Source organism: Ochrobactrum sp. BTU1, assembly GCA_018798825.1.
Classification (GTDB): Bacteria; Pseudomonadota; Alphaproteobacteria; order Rhizobiales; family Rhizobiaceae; genus Brucella.
On sequence record CP076354.1, the window covers coordinates 631,334 to 646,345 of the forward strand.

A 15,012-nucleotide genomic window follows, 5' to 3' on the forward strand; every position below is an offset into this window, starting at 1 on the left:
CCAGTTTACGTGAACAATGTAGTGTTTGCGTGAACTGTGTCCGTATCGACCGCCGTTGAGAACGATGTCGGCGAGGGACCAGTTTACGTGAACAATGTAGTGTTTGCGGAAACATGTAATTGAAAAAGGCGGTTTTAAACCGCCTTTTTTATTAGAGTGCCGGGGGCACAAAGGTCGCTCTAACGCTTCAAAAAGAGAGCATGACTGATTGAGTTTCCGGCTCGTCAGTGTCTGGACGTACCGGCATCGGAACCGAAAACTCAAGCCTGATTGGCAAGTGATCGGAGCCGACGTCCTCGCGTGTGGTTGCAGCGGGCGCTTCGATTTCATGGCTTACGAGAACCTGATCGATCGGCAGACCGACATAAGGCGCGAGTTTTATCGGAAGGTTTTGCAACATCCATGTGCCACCGATACCAGTCATCGCCTTGGTGGTCGAAGCTTTCTCGATGCGATGGACAGCATTGCTCCATGGCGTAGCGTTGAAATCGCCAGCGATGATCATAGGGCCACTGAATTTCTGCAATTCTGGCACCAATGCATCGATGATCGCCGCCTGACCATATGGCCACGGAAGCACAGCATGATATGCTGCTACATTCACGCTCGTGCCGCTAAAATCGATAGAAGTCATGGCAAGGCGATCATCGCCAAGGCACAACTGAGCGCTACCTTCACTGAATGGGCGGCGGGACAGAATGCCAACGCCCATATTGCTTCCGTCTTTGTGGCATTCAAAATGGTAAGGATAAGTACCCTTCAGAATGTCGATCCACATTGCCCAATCTGCACCGGCTTCCTGATAGGTGATAACGTCAGGCTTTTCCTGCGCAACCATCTGCATAACGCGTTTAGGCTCAGGGTTGTTATAGCGCAGATTGATCTGCACCAGGCTGTAACGTGCGCCGGTCGTCGGCACATCGGCCTGTGCAGAAGATGATCCGTTGAGAAGATTACGTGCGGCACCAAGCGTCGTGCTGAAAGCAAGGATCGCAAAAAGCAGGATCATTGCACCTTCACGCCGCATCTTTGTGAACAAGAGCGGCAATGCCAGCAAACCCATCAGAATCGCTAGATGTGGTCGAAAATGCCCGAATGAATCGAGCATTGGATGCGCTGATCCAAGAAAACCAAGCACAAGAGGGACCGACACCAGAACAGCGGTGATCAGTAGGAGCAATGAAAGGTTTTCGCGGCGTTTTGACATGGTACGCACCTAGCCGCTGATTACGGCGCGATGATGGAATAGGGGAATTTGGAAAAGGGCAGTATGCTTTCAAAATACATACTGCCCTAACTACCTATTGCCCTACTGCCTCATACCTACTGGAAAGCTGTCTCGAAGAAGCTACGGAGCTTGCGCGAATGCAGTCGCTCATCAGGCATGGCTGCGATTTTTTCCATCGCACGAATACCGATTTGCAGATGCTGTGCTACCTGCCGCTTGTAGAACTCTGTCGCCATGCCAGGCAGTTTCAGTTCGCCATGCAAAGGCTTGTCGGAAACACAGAGCAACGTGCCGTATGGTACGCGGAAGCGGAACCCATTGGCAGCAATCGTGGCAGACTCCATGTCAAGCGCAACTGCACGCGCCTGTGAAAGGCGCTGAACCGGTCCGCGCTGGTCGCGTAACTCCCAGTTTCGATTGTCGATTGTTGCGACTGTACCAGTGCGCATGATGCGCTTGAGGTCATAGCCTTCAAGGCCAGTTATTTCTTCGACCGCCTCTTCAAGTGCTACCTGAATTTCGGCAAGTGCGGGCAAGGGCACCCAAACAGGAAGATCGTCATCAAGAACGTGGTCTTCACGCATATAAGCATGAGCAAGTACGTAATCGCCAAGCTCTTGAGTGTTGCGCAGACCGGCACAATGTCCCAGCATCAGCCATGCATGTGGACGCAGCACAGCAACATGGTCGGTGATGGTCTTTGCATTGGATGGGCCAACGCCGATATTGACCATGGTAATACCGGAATGATCGGCGCGTTGAAGGTGATAGGCAGGCATCTGTGGCATACGCTGTAGCGGAATGCCGCTGCTCGGCTCGGATTCGCCTGCGCGTGTTATCGCGTTGCCTGGCTCAACAAAGCTATCATAGCCGCCGCCACCGTCTGCCATCAGCTTGCGCGCATAAGCGCAGAATTCGTCCATATAGAACTGATAGTTGGTGAATAGAACAAAGTTCTGAAAATGCTTGGGGCTGGTTGCGGTGTAATGCGCAAGCCTGTGTAGAGAGTAGTCAACGCGTTGTGCCGTGAACGGCGCCAGCGGCATTGGTTCACCGGGAACAGGATCGAAATCGGCATTGACGATCTTGTCGTCGGTTGCAGCCAGATCCGGAACATCGAAGAGATCGCGCATCGGATGCGTAAAAGCATTGGCAACCGATGCTTCGACATAGGTGCCTTCCATGAAGGCAAAGTGAATCGGAATTGGTGTTGCCGATTCCCGAACGGTGACCGCAACGCCGTGATTGCGCATCAGCAGGCGAATTTGCTCGTTGAGGTAATGGTCGAACAGATCTGGCCGGGTAATCGTCGCCGCGTAATCGCCGGGCGTAGTCACATGACCAAAGGCGAGACGCGTATCTACATGCGCAAAGCTGGAGGTGGACAGGCAGATTTCGGGATAAAAAGCGCGATAACGCTGAGGGCGAGCCTCTCCCTTTGCCAGCTGCTCAAAAGCCGTGCGAAGGAACGCGGTGTTGCGATCATAAAGCTTGCGCAGTGCGGCAACCGCCGCACTTGCATCGGTAAAAACTTCCGGCTCCACGAAGGGAGGGGTTTTGATATCAGGGATGAAAGTTTGTTCGATTCGCTGTGTCATGACTTAGTATAGCAAACTCCATGACACGCGCATGTCCCTGTTTAAGCACTTCTTTGAAGGCTTACATACAGTACGAGGCCGACCCCGTTCATTTGCGCGTTCTGCCCTATTTGGGTGTAGGCGAAGGTTGCGGCAGGGCCGGTGAAGACGGCGGTGAAAAGCAGGACACGAAGCGCAATCCCTGCTGAAATACGGAAACGCGAGATCATAGCCGCCTGTCTCCGTCCACATGCTTGAGGTGCATTGCTGTGATAGGGCCAACGACCGGCTGGTCGCGATAAACATCATATTTGCGATCAACAAAAAGGCTCGCGATGATCGCAAAACCGGCAATCATTAAACAGACAATCGTAACTCGCCACAGCAGCATAATTCCCCCGGCTTTAAAAGCGTTTGCTCTACGGGCTTGAGTTTAAGGATGCGACCTGAACTGCTCCTGAGAGCTGCATTCATCCGGCGTTCAAAAATATTGATGTTTCACTAACTTGATCGCTTCGCACTTGTGCCGGGCTGCACGGCGCTTATGTTAACCCGCATTGGAAATACGGACAAAGCCAAGAAAGCGGGAGACAGATACCCATGGCTGAGCAGACAAAACCCATTGAGCTTTATTATTGGCCTACCCCGAATGGCTTCAAAATCAGCATCATGCTGGAGGAACTAGGCGTTCCTTACGAAGTCAAATATGTGAACATCGGTAAGGGCGATCAATTCCAACCGGACTTTCTCAAAATTGCACCCAATAACCGTATGCCAGCGATTATCGACCCGGAAGGGCCGGGCGGCGAGCCGATCTCGGTTTTTGAATCAGGCGCAATTCTTCAGTATCTCGGCCGGAAGTTTGGAAAGTTCTATCCAACGGATGAACGCAAGCGTGTCGCCGTTGATGAATGGCTGATGTGGCAAATGGGTGGACTTGGTCCCATGTCGGGTCAGGCCGGGCACTTCCGCGTTTATGCGCCGGAAAAGGTGCAATATGGCATTGATCGCTACACCAATGAGGTCAACCGTCTTTATGGTGTCCTGAATCGTCAACTCGAAGGCAAAGACTATATTGCAGGCGAATATTCTATCGCTGACATGGCCAGCATTGGTTGGATCAACGCGTACAAAAACTATGATCAGCAGCTGGAGGATTTCCCTAACCTCAAGCGCTGGTATGAAACCATGAATGCACGACCTGCCGTTCAGCGTGGTCTCTTGGTTGGCAAGGAAGAGCGCGAAAAGTCTAACCTCGCCAATGACAAGGAAGCGCAGAAAATCCTTTTTGGCCAGAAGGCGCGCTAATTCGCTTTGGTCAGAAATGCTTGAAAGAAAGGCGGCTTAGAAGCCGCCTTTCTTATTTTATTCGCTTACTGCCGTGCGAGGCTTTCACTCTTGCAGATCAAGCCGCCCATGACGCAGCCCGAAAGTGAGAGAGTGTTTCCCTTGACACTGGCCTTGCCTGTGTAAGTCTTGCCTTCGTCTAGCTTGTTGACTTCGCCCTTGTAGCTGCCGTCCTTGCCAGACATTGTGCCAATCGACTTGCCCTTATATTCGCCGGTCTGCACTGTGCCGCAATATTTACCGCCGCCGCAAGCTGCGTAGCTGATAATCGTACCATTCGGGCGTTTCCAAGTACCAACAATTGCTTCTTCAGCAAATGCTGGTGCGGCTAAGCCTGCCGTCAGTGCTACGGCGGCGGTCATTCCCATAATAAAAGTGCGGATCATGCATTCCTCCCAAAATGCCGCAAAGCTCTCTATTTTCAGCTCTGCAGAAAACTTACGCAAACGTAAACGTAATCGAGTTTGGTCCGAAGCGGAAGAGGGATAATTGGTGGCTTCGAATTCGCCGATAATCACTTTCTCAACAAAGCCAATCGATGCCATGGTTATCATCTGGTTTCCAAGCACTGTGGATGAAAAAGCGGCAATTTCGGAAAAACGCTGCAATTCGCGAAGCTTGGATGTTTAACAAAATCCCAAATTTACTCCTTGTTGGGATTTCGTTGTCGCGTTGTTAAGCATCTGGTTTAACGTGCATTTTAATCCTGTCGCCTATCTTAAAGACCATGAACGGAACGACAGATCCGACGGTTCCGGGCCGGTGAAAGCCAGTCACGGAAACAAAGAGCGGACGGTTCTCGGGATTTAACAGGGACAACGAAAATGACACAGTTTCAGAGCGTTATACAGCACGACAAGGCAGGTTCTCAGGATCGTATCCTGCTGGAGATGGGTTTGAAATACGCCATCGGCCGCGACTGCGAAATTGATGTCGTCGAAGCACACAAGTGGCTTAACATTGCAGCAATCCGTGGCAACCAGAAAGCCGAACGTATGCGCAATCAGGTTGCAGCGACGATGAGCAAGAGCGAGCTGGCAGCGGCACTGCGTGGTGCACGCGAGTGGATGACTTCGCACTGAACTACGGAATGTAGAAAACAAAAAGCCGCCCAATGAGGCGGCTTTTTGTTCAGCTGATCCCGAGATAGCGCCCCGGTTTGTGGTTGATTGCGATGATAACGTTCATCGCAATCGCACCCACAAGCGACAGAAGCATGTTTTCCCACGGGATGAAAAACAGCGATCCGAGCATGATGATAATGTCGAGCGCGAGCTGAAACCAACCAGCGCGAATGCCATAGGCATCCTGCAAGTAAAGCGCGAGAATATTGACGCCGCCCACGCCGGAACGATGGCGGAAAAGTGCCAGAACGCCCATGCCCATAAGTGTGCCGCCCATAAGCGCTGCAAAGAGCGGATTGATTGAGCTGAAATCAACACATAAAGGAATGAGTTTGGCAAAGAGAGATAGAAGTGCGACGGCGATGAACGTTCTGATCGTAAATGGCCAGCCCATCCGCTTTGCAGCAAAATAGTAGAACGGCAGATTGATCACGAAATAAAGCAAGCCAAATCCGATGCCGGTGGCATACTGGATAAGCAACGCGATACCTGCCGTACTGCCTGTCATAAGCGTCGCTTGACTATAAAGCGTAATGCCCAACGCAATGAATGAAGTGCCAATCAACATGGCGATTGCATCTTCATAAAGGCGATGACGATCGACCCCCAGTGTGCTGGTCACATCGACAAGCGGGGAGGCGCTATCTGCGATATCGGTCACATTTAACTCCAGAACTGCGAAAACCGGAAATTCGGACAAGATTACTCAAAGGGCCGGAGCAATGATCCGTCATTTGAGTGTATGCATATTCCCGCTGATCCGATGGATAATGTGCCACGCGCCAGCGCCAAGTCTTGGGAGACCTCGCAAATATAGCATCGCGGATGCCCGACGGCACTGCTAGCAATATTGTTATTTTGAACGTCGCATTTTTATTTTAGCTCAGCTTTGACCGTTCATTTTTCGGATTATTTCGTTGCGAGTTTCACTGAGAAATTGCTCTACATCCTTGTGACTGCGTAGATGATGCTTTTTCAGATGCGAAGGGGCGCTTTCCAGAAAAGATTTTGCCAGAATACGCCCGTTTTTGCGGTAATTAGCCACAAACTTTAGGAATTCCCAATCAAAGCGCTCGTCACAGCCTTCCGCCATATCAGGACGGGATTGACCGTAATGGCGAAGTGTTCTGCGCAGGACGCGCCAAAGGCGTGTTGGGGTTGAGATATCCAGAAAAATAATCATGTCGGCGCGTGCTGCGCGATGCGCCATTGTTTCGCTGTGATTGCCTTCAAATATCCATTCATCGTGATCCGCAACCTCATCGCTCAGAAGGCCGATTTCGTCCCGAGAGCGCATTGTCCAATTGGGTAGCCAATAGATGGTGTCGATATGAATAACTGGTAATTTGGTGATTGCACCAAGCGAACGGGCGAGGGTGGACTTTCCCGAACCTGCGCCACCAATGATCATGATCCTTTTTATCATCTGGGCAAGCTCCGGATTTTAACTGTGTTGCAATAAAGCTGAGACAAGATCATGGAATTACTGTATATTTACTTCGCGTCATTCAAATTTACGTAACGACTAAAGAATGACGGTTAGAATTTTTGTATTGTAGACAGTGGTAATATTAAGAGAGTGATTGACAGTCAACTTGTCTGGCATCAAGCTTGGTGGTGAAGACAAATTTACAAGGTGTGAAGACCGGCAAAGCAGGCCGGATATTCTGAATAGATCGCTTTGAGCGGTCAGCGCTAATCCGAATGCAACAAAATCAATAGTCCGTATCCGATAGGGAGCGACGAGATGTCTATTCGTACCATTACAGCCTTTGCTGGTACCGCAATCATTCTAGGCGCATCTGCCTTTGCTTTTTCATCTCCTGCAAGCGCGTTGACGATGAAAGAATGTAGCGCGAAATATCAGGCCGCCAAAGATGCTGGCACGCTTGGCCATGTAAAGTGGAACGACTTCCGCAAAGCCCAGTGTGATGATGCAGCTGCAGCTCCGGCTGCTCCAGCAGCTCCCGCAAAGAAAGCTGCCGCACCGGCGAAAAGTGCAGCGACGACAGCTGCAGATGATGCCAAAGGTCTTACCATGAAGCAGTGCAGTGCCAAATATCAGGCGGCAAAAGATGCCGGTACTGATGGCGGTGCCAAGTGGAATGACTTCCGTAAAGCGGAATGTGGTCCAGGTGCTGATGCTGTAGCACTCACCACGGATGGCAATTCTGAACCTGCTGCTCCAACAGTAGCGGCACCAAAGGGTGTTAAATTCCCAACGGCTGTTTCGGCAAAATACTCTAGCGAATCTGCTGGCAAGGCACGTATGCACACCTGTCTTGAGCAGTATCACACTCTGAAAGACGCTAATGCACTTGGTGGATTGAAGTGGGTTCAGAAGGGCGGCGGATACTACAGCCTCTGCAATGCGCGCCTCAAGGGTAATTCATAAACCCAAATCTGAGACGGCTTATAAGTCGGTTTGAACTTAACCCGTTTTGGAGAGAGGCCTTGCAGATTTGCAAGGCCTTTTTTCTGGTTAAGTTTCCGAATTATAAAATCAGGTTTTCTTGAACCAGCTGCTGATACCGACCACGAGCCAGCCAAGAATCATCAGGCTTCCGCCTGTAGGCGCTGCCATTGGGAAGAGTCTGTTACTGGTCATGTCCCGCATAAACAGGTCTCCGCAAAACAAGACCAACCCGACCACCAGTAATGCCCCGCCAATATTCGCTACACGACTGTTCGGCACGATCAGCGATAAAACAAGCAGAACTGGAGCATGACCAAGAAGCATTGGTGCGATAGTGCCAAGATGGTTTTCCCCGCCATGAGCCGCACCTGCATACGACGCAATTGCCAGAGCCCCGCATAGACCAGCGAGTGTGCCGAACAGAGCATTGCGAGGCTGATCATTCCGTTGGATCGACATGAAGTGTCTCCACTATCAGGCAGTTTTATAAGCGTTTCGAGCGGCAGCCAGCGCATCAGGCAAGGCTATCTCAAACTTATCCAGTTGTGCTTTCACACCGACGCTGACACGAATACAGCGATCAAGAACGGGCGCGCCGGGCTTTCGAACGAAAATATCTCGCTCAATCAAACCATTGAGAACGGAAGTGGCAAAGGCGCCATCGTGGCAACAATCAATTGTGACGAAATTCGTTGCAGAGGGAATCGGCTTCAGCCCATTCTGCTTGGCTATTTTTGCGATTCTATTGCGTCCACCATGGATTTGTTCGACCACGTCGCGCAAATATTCTTGGTCCTTTAATGCTGCGATTGCCGCAGCCTGTGCAATTCGATTAACTGCAAAATGATCGCGAATCTTGTCGAATGATTTGATTGCACTTGCGCAGCCAAGAACATAGCCGACCCTAATTCCGGCGAGTCCATAAGCTTTTGAAAAAGTGCGCATACGTAGAATATTGGGACGTTCCAACTCAAATGGTGGGAAGGCAGATGCTGGCCCCGTCTCGCAATACGCTTCGTCGAGAATCAACATCGTCGTTTCAGGCACTCGCTCTATGAAGGCCTGAATGTCTGATCCCTCGTGCCACGTACCCATCGGGTTGTCTGGATTCGCGATGTAAAGCAGCGCAGGGTTTTCAGTGCGTGCTTTGTCGATAAGCGCATCAAGATCAGGTTTGTCGTCGCGATAAGGAACTGTCAGTAGAGTGCCACCGAAGCCTGCAACGTGATAATTGAACGTTGGATAGCCGCCCAAAGAGTTGATGACCTTGTTACCTTGCTGAACATACTGCCTGACAACAAGTCCCAGCAAAGCATCAACACCTGCACCGGGCATGACATTCTCTGGCTTCACGCCATGGTGCGCTGCGATAGCATGGCGTAACGCATAATTTTCTGGATCACCATATTTCCAGACTTCGGATGTCTCTTGCTTCATGGCTTCAATGACAGATGGGGCAGGCCCGAAGCTGCTTTCATTAGCACCGATTCGGGCAACGAAAGGTTTTCCGCGCTGTAGCTCCAGTGTTTCAGGGCCTATGAACGGGACAGTGGAGGGAAGGCTTTCAACAAGCGGCGTAAGACGAGGCGATGCCATTGTGTTTCCGGTCAACTTGGTCTGGTGGATGAGGCAGCAGAACCGAAGGTGATGTCAATTCACCGTCAATTATTTGCTCGGGCGTTCGATAAAAGATCAAGCAGGAATAGCAATTTGTGTCGGGTCTTGCCACATCACGAATTGGGGAAATTCAATAATGAAGTTAAAGTCGCATCGGATATGCCGCAACGCATCAAATCGGCGTCCGATACGGAATAACCCCCACGCATATTCTGATAGCGACAGCCTCAGGTTTTTCAAAGGCAGTTATGTAAATCCTGATTATTGATCCTTTTGAAGAAACTACCCGTTAAGAGGCGAATCAGCACGACGTCCGACACAAGGCGTGCTTTGGAAAGCTGGATCTTGGGCTTCAATTCAGGTGGGAATCAGTATTCAGCGTGATGCCAGAGTGAATCTGCGCATCTCGAGTTTTGTCGAATTGCGCGACACACATACCCAAACTTACTTCAAACGAGCGGATTTCGCGCAAACTCGCGAAACCAAATCATTATTCAATATTCTCGTTATCGAATTTCGAGAACTTTCACGCAAGAATCGAGATCATGAGTAGCGAGATGAGCATAACGCATCGTCATTTGTAGTGTCTGATGGCCGAGCCACATCTGTACGCGGCGAATATCGATTCCACCTCGAACAAGGCGAGACGCGCAGGTGTGTCGCAGGATATGCGGTACCACCTGATCATCGGTTCCAAGCCCGACTTCGATTTTTGCATCATTCCAAATCTGGCGGAATCGTACCTGATTGAGCATGGAGAAGGGGCCTTTAAGCCGTTCATGCGCAATATCAGTCGACTTTCTCGCTCGTTTTGTAAGCGGAACCGTTCTGCTGCGGTTCGACTTCGTTAACCAGAACGTAACGCGATGCTCCTGAATGTCATTCCAGGTGAGCCCAATGGCTTCGCCTAAACGGCAACCTGTATCGACAAGGAAAATACTGAGGCGATAACTGTCCTCGCAACGTGCTTTAACCGCCGCAAACAAGCGCTTCTCTTCCTCATATTCAAGGAATCGAATCCGTCCCGCACGTTCTTTCTGTCGGACAAACTCCGGCAGATTATAGATGTCCCCCATCTTATGCGCCTTTCGCAGCAGCTTGCTCAGCGCAGCCATCTTTCTATTGATGGTTGCATTGCTGTTGCCGCGTTCACGAAGCGAACCTATGACGGAGTCGAGCATTTCCTGATCAAATCCTGAAAAGCGCACGCCTTTCAGAATCTCATCAATTTCACCAAGGAACGATTTCACATTATACTTGTGTGAGCCGTCATCCCAAAGGATGTTGATATACTTTCCAGCCAGTTCAGCGAGCGAAAATTGCTCTACGAGCCTGTGATTCTGGCTTCTGACGGATGTGTATTCAAGGTTGTAGTCGATGACCGGCGAATAAGCTTCGCCTCCATCGATCCTCGTGCCCCCAACGACGATCATAGCAAGTCCCCCATTTTTTTATGGGAAGCATGCATAGAGAAATAATTCATCGAGTACAAGATAAGTGAGCTAACTTTATGTGGAGACATGTTTTGATCCTCTAATAGAACCTCTCGCCCCCAATTTGTTCGTCCCCGCAACTCCCCCATTTCAAATTCCGTCGAGATCCCCATCGCGAAAGAATTTTGTTCACGTTTTTGTGAACGCTCCCCAAATGACGACGCCAACGGTTTCCCGTTGGCGTCAGATGCTCAAGCGTAGTTCAGATTAGAACGAACGCTGGAAGCGGATGATGCCGCCGAATGCATCCTTGTTTGCGATGTCGCCAGCCAGACGAGCTGGATGGTCGCTATCCCAACGGGTGTAGTTGATTTCTGGAGTAATGGTGAAGCCAGGAACCAGCTGATAGGCAACGTTTGCTGCGATTGCGGTCTTGCCCCAATCTTCGTAAGCACCCTGAAGATTGAAGGTTGCCTTGTCGGTAGCCTTGAACTTTGCACCGCCCCAGACAGCCCAATCGCCGCCCCAGTTGCCGTACATGCCGTAGTTACCTTCATACGAAGAATAGCCGCCCTGTACCCAGACCGAGAACTGTTCGGTCACGTTTACGTCCAAACGAACCTTGCCGGCCCATTCTTCGAGGTTTGCGTCGTAAGCAGCAACACCAGCGATCGAGCCCCAACCCTGAGCGTACTTCAGACCACCAACAACGTGTGGCATGTAGTCATCAATACGGTTTGAGAACTCAACGGTTTCAATATCGCCATCGCCATCGAAATCGCCGTCGATCTGATAGCCGTCGCCACCCTGTTCAAGCGACAACACAGCCGAGAAGCCGTTGCCACCGGTGAAGGTGTAGCTGATCAGGTTGGTGCGATAGACGCCAGCAGCAACCACGTCATCGTTGATGATGTCGCCGAGGTAACCAGTGAAGGTGTGGAACGCCGATTCATCGAGACCCATGCGCAGGCCGCCGAGCTGAATGTATGCGAAGTTCAGCGTGTGGCTGCCCTGTTCACCGTTCGTGAAGTTGAAGCGGTTTTCAGTGTAGGTCTTGAGTGTACCGAGTTCGGTTTCGGTCGCAGTCGACGTGCGGAGCGTGAAACGCGTGTTTTTGTTCCAGGTTTTTGCGTCGTAGCCATTGTAGGCATCGCGGCCAGCAGCTGCGTCATAACGAACATAACCATGGATGCGCAGGCAAGTTTCGGTGCCTGGGATGTAGAAGTAGCCAGCGCCGTAAGCATCGCAAACGCGGACATATTCAACGGCTTCTGGCTCTGGCGCGACGATTGCGTCTGCTGCCTGAGCGCCGGAAGCTGCAACGAGAGCTGCAGCGGAGCCGAGAAGAAGGCTCTTGATGTTCATTTCTGACCTCCAGTCAAGAATCGACAAGAAGTCAAAAAAGACCATAAATTCAATAGCTTGATCTTTTTGAATGCAAAGGCAAAAAAAGTCAGGAGCTGGAATCCAACGATGCCAAAACTTACTGCGTGGCAAAAAATGGCAAAACAGCGCGTCTAACAGAGAGGATTCAAGTGCTCTAAGGAGGAAATCATCATGTTGATGACAGTGGCGGAGAGGATGGGATTCGAACCCACGAGACCCTTATGAGGTCTACTCCCTTAGCAGGGGAGCGCCTTCGACCACTCGGCCACCTCTCCGGTAAGGGCGAGATAGCCGGTACGGTTGATCATTTCAAGCGATTTGAGCGCGGAATGTCAAAATTCTCAGTATATTTTGGACTTTTATATATAGGGGGATGTGAATAAGCCGGAATCGTGGGCTTCAAAGTCTGTGAAAAGCAGCTTTCTGAGGCGCACTATTATGGAGAGATTCGTCACTTCTTCTCTATTATCCGGCAGTGCATCGCCGCAAAGCTGCTTCTAAAGCCACATTTGGATATCCATTCAGCGGATTCGCGGTACTATTCACAGCCCAGACTCAAAAAATACGTGTTTTCAATCGTTAAGACCGGTTAACCGGCGTTTACATACGTTAACAAAGTCTAAAATCACGGCTCCAAAGGGGGCAATTTCGTGTCATTTCTGCAACAACCGTCCCTCATAGAAGCTCAACAAAGCTTGGGAGCGATATTCGATGTTGAAACGAAAAAGTTGGCGAGTATCTTCACATCCAGAAGAAGGAGCGCTTCGGGGCGACTTTTTCATCAGGGGATGGGGACAGGTTGTCCTTCAGCCAAATCAGAATGCCCAGACCCATTTTTAACTTTGACTGGAGGTCAGAAATGAACATCAAGAGCCTTCTCCTCGGCTCCGCTGCAGCTCTGGTTGCAGCTTCCGGCGCTCAGGCTGCCGACGCAATCGTCGCACCAGAGCCAGAAGCAGTTGAATATGTCCGCGTTTGCGATGCTTACGGCGCTGGCTACTTCTACATCCCAGGCACCGAAACCTGCCTGCGCGTTCACGGCTACGTTCGTTACGACGTAGGTGGCGGCGATGACGTATATGCACGTACCCGTGCAGGCGTTGATCGTGACACCTATGCTCAGAAGGCACGTTTCACGCTTCGTTTCTCGACCGCTTCGGAAACCGAACTCGGCACCCTGAAGACGTTTGCTGAAACCCGCTACGACTGGAACAACGGCGACAACGGTTCGTCCGGCGATCTGCGTTACGCATACATTCAGCTCGGCGGCCTGCGTCTTGGTCTCGATGAGTCGAACTTCGTAACCTTCACTGGTTACCTCGGCGACGTCATCAACGACGACGTGATCCTCGCTGGCGGCTACCGCACCAACGCAATCAGCTACACCTTCACCGGTGGCAACGGCTTCTCGGCTGTTATCGCTGTTGAACAGGGCAACAACAAAGACATCGACTTCAATGGCGTTATCGACGACTACACGCCACATGTTGTTGGTGGCCTGAAGTACGCTCAGGGCTGGGGTTCGATCGCTGGTGTTGCTGCTTACGACGCAGTTAACGAAGAATGGGCCGGTAAGGTTCGTTTGGACGTAAACGTAACCGACCAGTTCTCGGTTTGGGTACAGGGCGGCTACAAGTCGAACAACGACCATTACGCAATCACTGGCTACCGCGATGCAGCTGATGCAAACAGCTGGTACGGCGTTCGTGCAATCGACAGCTTCTACGGCACCTGGGGTGGCGATTGGGCTGTTTGGGGCGGCGCAAAGTTCAAGGCAACCGAAAAGGCTACCTTCAACGTACAGCTCGCTTATGAAGACGCAAAGACCTTCGCAGCTACTGCAAACGTAGCTTACGAACTGGTTCCAGGCTTCACCATCACTCCAGAAGTTTCGTACACCAAGTGGGACGACCGTCGTTCCGAACTTAAGGGTGACGACGCTTGGCAGGGTATGGTCCGCTTCCAGCGTTCGTTCTAATCCTTACGGATTGGTTACAGGAAACCCGGCAGCTTAGCTGCCGGGTTTTTTGTTATGTTCATTTCTAAAATGCGGCATATGTCTTGCTTTTTTGCGCTTGGCAGTCTCTCTGGAGCTAGTTGGTAACGATAGAATTCGCTGCGGAGTAATGGACATATGGTGAAATGGTTTTGGCCAGGCGTAACATGGACAGCGGCGCTCACATCGCTCGCACTCTGGTTCGGCGCCGAACGGGTTGAAACTGACATTGCCGAACGTACGGGGCAGGCGCTTTCACCCTATGCCTGGACAGGTTTTGATGTTGATGGTCGTGATGTTGTACTGAAGGGTATGGCTCCAGACCCGGAAACCCAACAGCTTGCCGTTAAGGCTCTGCAGGAAGTCGATGGTATTGGTGATCTCTCCGATCTCACGACGGTTCTCCGAGAAGCCAGTCCTTATATATTTAAACTTACTAAAAACAATGAAGGCATGGTTCTGTTGGGCTTCATTCCAGATAACGTAATGCGTGATTCTATAATGAGTGCAGCAGAATCGGCGGGCAACACCAATCTCGTCGACGATCAGATGGCGTTAGCGCGAGGGGCTCCACCTGAGTTTCAAGATCGCGTATTTTGGGCTATTGATCTCGCAAAGAAAATGGCTGGATCCGATATTGAAATCTCGGACAGTACGATAACGATCAAGGGGCATGCACTGAATGAGGCGGCCTATGACGAGTTGACTGCTCTATTGAAAGCCCCTCTGCCGCTCGGTTTGAAGCTATCGAGTTCGGAAATTGCTCGGCCTTGATATCTTTTTACGCCTAGCGACTTTCTTCCCCTGTTTCTTAGAAGATCCCAATTGACACAAGGCCTTTCTCTCCCTTTCCTATGTATATTGAAGGGGCGCTTCGGATTGGATGAT

The 15,012-nt window shown here is 50.9% G+C and carries 16 protein-coding genes and 1 tRNA gene; 5 read left to right on the plus strand and 12 right to left on the minus strand.

Translation table 11 applies throughout. The annotated features are described in order from the left end of the window. Positions 1-187: 187 nt before the first annotated feature. The 4 genes from KMS41_02990 to KMS41_03005 all read right to left on the minus strand — a co-directional run bounded on the left by KMS41_02990 (position 188) and on the right by KMS41_03005 (position 3,196). Positions 188-1,207 (minus strand): endonuclease/exonuclease/phosphatase family protein, encoded by a 1,020-nt coding sequence (locus KMS41_02990; GenBank protein QWK78226.1) that lies wholly within the window; start codon positions 1,205-1,207, stop codon positions 188-190. Between the two features lie 116 nt (positions 1,208-1,323). After that, positions 1,324-2,826: an AMP nucleosidase gene (locus KMS41_02995; protein QWK78227.1), complete on the minus strand. Its 1,503-nt coding sequence runs from the start codon at positions 2,824-2,826 to the stop codon at positions 1,324-1,326. Between the two features lie 41 nt (positions 2,827-2,867). Beyond that, the gene (locus tag KMS41_03000; protein ID QWK78228.1) at positions 2,868-3,035 is read right to left on the minus strand and encodes a hypothetical protein; all 168 of its coding nucleotides are present in this window, start codon (positions 3,033-3,035) and stop codon (positions 2,868-2,870) included. Then, positions 3,032-3,196 (minus strand): hypothetical protein, encoded by a 165-nt coding sequence (locus KMS41_03005; GenBank protein QWK78229.1) that lies wholly within the window; start codon positions 3,194-3,196, stop codon positions 3,032-3,034. The genes KMS41_03000 and KMS41_03005 overlap by 4 nt, the downstream gene beginning before the upstream one ends. Positions 3,197-3,405: 209 nt before the next feature. On the opposite strand from KMS41_03005, the gene KMS41_03010 reads away from it, so the two are divergent. Beyond that, positions 3,406-4,113 carry a glutathione S-transferase N-terminal domain-containing protein gene (locus tag KMS41_03010; protein ID QWK78230.1) on the plus strand — a complete coding sequence of 236 codons (708 nt, stop codon included), beginning with the start codon at positions 3,406-3,408 and terminating at the stop codon, positions 4,111-4,113. Positions 4,114-4,178: 65 nt separating this feature from the next. On the opposite strand, the gene KMS41_03015 is transcribed toward KMS41_03010, so the two are convergent. Then, positions 4,179-4,538 carry a DUF2147 domain-containing protein gene (locus KMS41_03015; GenBank protein ID QWK78231.1) on the minus strand — a complete coding sequence of 120 codons (360 nt, stop codon included), beginning with the start codon at positions 4,536-4,538 and terminating at the stop codon, positions 4,179-4,181. A 438-nt stretch (positions 4,539-4,976) separates the two neighbouring features. On the opposite strand from KMS41_03015, the gene KMS41_03020 reads away from it, so the two are divergent. Beyond that, a complete protein-coding gene (locus KMS41_03020; protein ID QWK78232.1) occupies positions 4,977-5,234 on the plus strand; it encodes a sel1 repeat family protein in 258 nt (85 codons plus the stop codon). Positions 5,235-5,283: 49 nt separating this feature from the next. Here the strand turns inward: KMS41_03020 and KMS41_03025 are convergent, their stop codons facing one another. Continuing rightward, entirely contained in the window at positions 5,284-5,937 is a 654-nt protein-coding gene (locus tag KMS41_03025) for a YitT family protein (GenBank protein ID QWK78233.1), read from the minus strand. A 222-nt stretch (positions 5,938-6,159) separates the two neighbouring features. Further along, on the minus strand, positions 6,160-6,702 hold the full coding sequence (locus KMS41_03030; protein ID QWK78234.1) for a DNA topology modulation protein FlaR: 543 nt from the start codon (positions 6,700-6,702) through the stop codon (positions 6,160-6,162). A gap of 321 nt (positions 6,703-7,023) precedes the next feature. Between KMS41_03030 and KMS41_03035 the strand changes: the two genes are divergently transcribed. Further along, positions 7,024-7,671, plus strand: a complete 648-nt coding sequence (locus KMS41_03035; GenBank protein ID QWK78235.1) for an antifreeze protein — start codon at positions 7,024-7,026, stop codon at positions 7,669-7,671. A 108-nt stretch (positions 7,672-7,779) separates the two neighbouring features. On the opposite strand, the gene KMS41_03040 is transcribed toward KMS41_03035, so the two are convergent. The 5 genes from KMS41_03040 to KMS41_03060 form a co-directional block, all read right to left on the minus strand. Continuing rightward, complete coding sequence (locus KMS41_03040) at positions 7,780-8,151, minus strand: DUF423 domain-containing protein (protein QWK78236.1); 372 nt, start codon at positions 8,149-8,151, stop codon at positions 7,780-7,782. 15 nt (positions 8,152-8,166) lie between these two features. Then, the gene (locus tag KMS41_03045; GenBank protein ID QWK78237.1) at positions 8,167-9,288 is read right to left on the minus strand and encodes a pyridoxal phosphate-dependent aminotransferase; all 1,122 of its coding nucleotides are present in this window, start codon (positions 9,286-9,288) and stop codon (positions 8,167-8,169) included. A 527-nt stretch (positions 9,289-9,815) separates the two neighbouring features. Then, positions 9,816-10,742 (minus strand): site-specific integrase, encoded by a 927-nt coding sequence (locus tag KMS41_03050; GenBank protein ID QWK78238.1) that lies wholly within the window; start codon positions 10,740-10,742, stop codon positions 9,816-9,818. 267 nt (positions 10,743-11,009) lie between these two features. Next, positions 11,010-12,107 carry a porin gene (locus KMS41_03055; protein ID QWK78239.1) on the minus strand — a complete coding sequence of 366 codons (1,098 nt, stop codon included), beginning with the start codon at positions 12,105-12,107 and terminating at the stop codon, positions 11,010-11,012. Positions 12,108-12,312: 205 nt separating this feature from the next. Continuing rightward, positions 12,313-12,403: transfer RNA gene (locus tag KMS41_03060), tRNA-Ser, on the minus strand. A 584-nt stretch (positions 12,404-12,987) separates the two neighbouring features. Between KMS41_03060 and KMS41_03065 the strand changes: the two genes are divergently transcribed. Further along, complete coding sequence (locus KMS41_03065; GenBank protein ID QWK78240.1) at positions 12,988-14,106, plus strand: porin; 1,119 nt, start codon at positions 12,988-12,990, stop codon at positions 14,104-14,106. A 156-nt stretch (positions 14,107-14,262) separates the two neighbouring features. Then, a complete protein-coding gene (locus tag KMS41_03070; protein ID QWK78241.1) occupies positions 14,263-14,898 on the plus strand; it encodes a BON domain-containing protein in 636 nt (211 codons plus the stop codon). The last annotated feature ends 114 nt before the right edge of the window (positions 14,899-15,012 follow it).

Coding starts and splice junctions, on each gene's coding strand:
- KMS41_03070 (QWK78241.1), top strand. CDS start 14,263: ATGGTGAAATGGTTTTGGCCAGGCGTAACATGGACAGCGGCGCTCACA.
- KMS41_03020 (QWK78232.1), top strand. CDS start 4,977: ATGACACAGTTTCAGAGCGTTATACAGCACGACAAGGCAGGTTCTCAG.
- KMS41_03045 (QWK78237.1), bottom strand. CDS start 9,288: ATGGCATCGCCTCGTCTTACGCCGCTTGTTGAAAGCCTTCCCTCCACT.
- KMS41_03015 (QWK78231.1), bottom strand. CDS start 4,538: ATGATCCGCACTTTTATTATGGGAATGACCGCCGCCGTAGCACTGACG.
- KMS41_03065 (QWK78240.1), top strand. CDS start 12,988: ATGAACATCAAGAGCCTTCTCCTCGGCTCCGCTGCAGCTCTGGTTGCA.
- KMS41_03055 (QWK78239.1), bottom strand. CDS start 12,107: ATGAACATCAAGAGCCTTCTTCTCGGCTCCGCTGCAGCTCTCGTTGCA.
- KMS41_03040 (QWK78236.1), bottom strand. CDS start 8,151: ATGTCGATCCAACGGAATGATCAGCCTCGCAATGCTCTGTTCGGCACA.
- KMS41_03050 (QWK78238.1), bottom strand. CDS start 10,742: ATGATCGTCGTTGGGGGCACGAGGATCGATGGAGGCGAAGCTTATTCG.
- KMS41_03035 (QWK78235.1), top strand. CDS start 7,024: ATGTCTATTCGTACCATTACAGCCTTTGCTGGTACCGCAATCATTCTA.
- KMS41_02995 (QWK78227.1), bottom strand. CDS start 2,826: ATGACACAGCGAATCGAACAAACTTTCATCCCTGATATCAAAACCCCT.
- KMS41_03030 (QWK78234.1), bottom strand. CDS start 6,702: ATGATAAAAAGGATCATGATCATTGGTGGCGCAGGTTCGGGAAAGTCC.
- KMS41_02990 (QWK78226.1), bottom strand. CDS start 1,207: ATGTCAAAACGCCGCGAAAACCTTTCATTGCTCCTACTGATCACCGCT.
- KMS41_03005 (QWK78229.1), bottom strand. CDS start 3,196: ATGCTGCTGTGGCGAGTTACGATTGTCTGTTTAATGATTGCCGGTTTT.
- KMS41_03010 (QWK78230.1), top strand. CDS start 3,406: ATGGCTGAGCAGACAAAACCCATTGAGCTTTATTATTGGCCTACCCCG.
- KMS41_03000 (QWK78228.1), bottom strand. CDS start 3,035: ATGATCTCGCGTTTCCGTATTTCAGCAGGGATTGCGCTTCGTGTCCTG.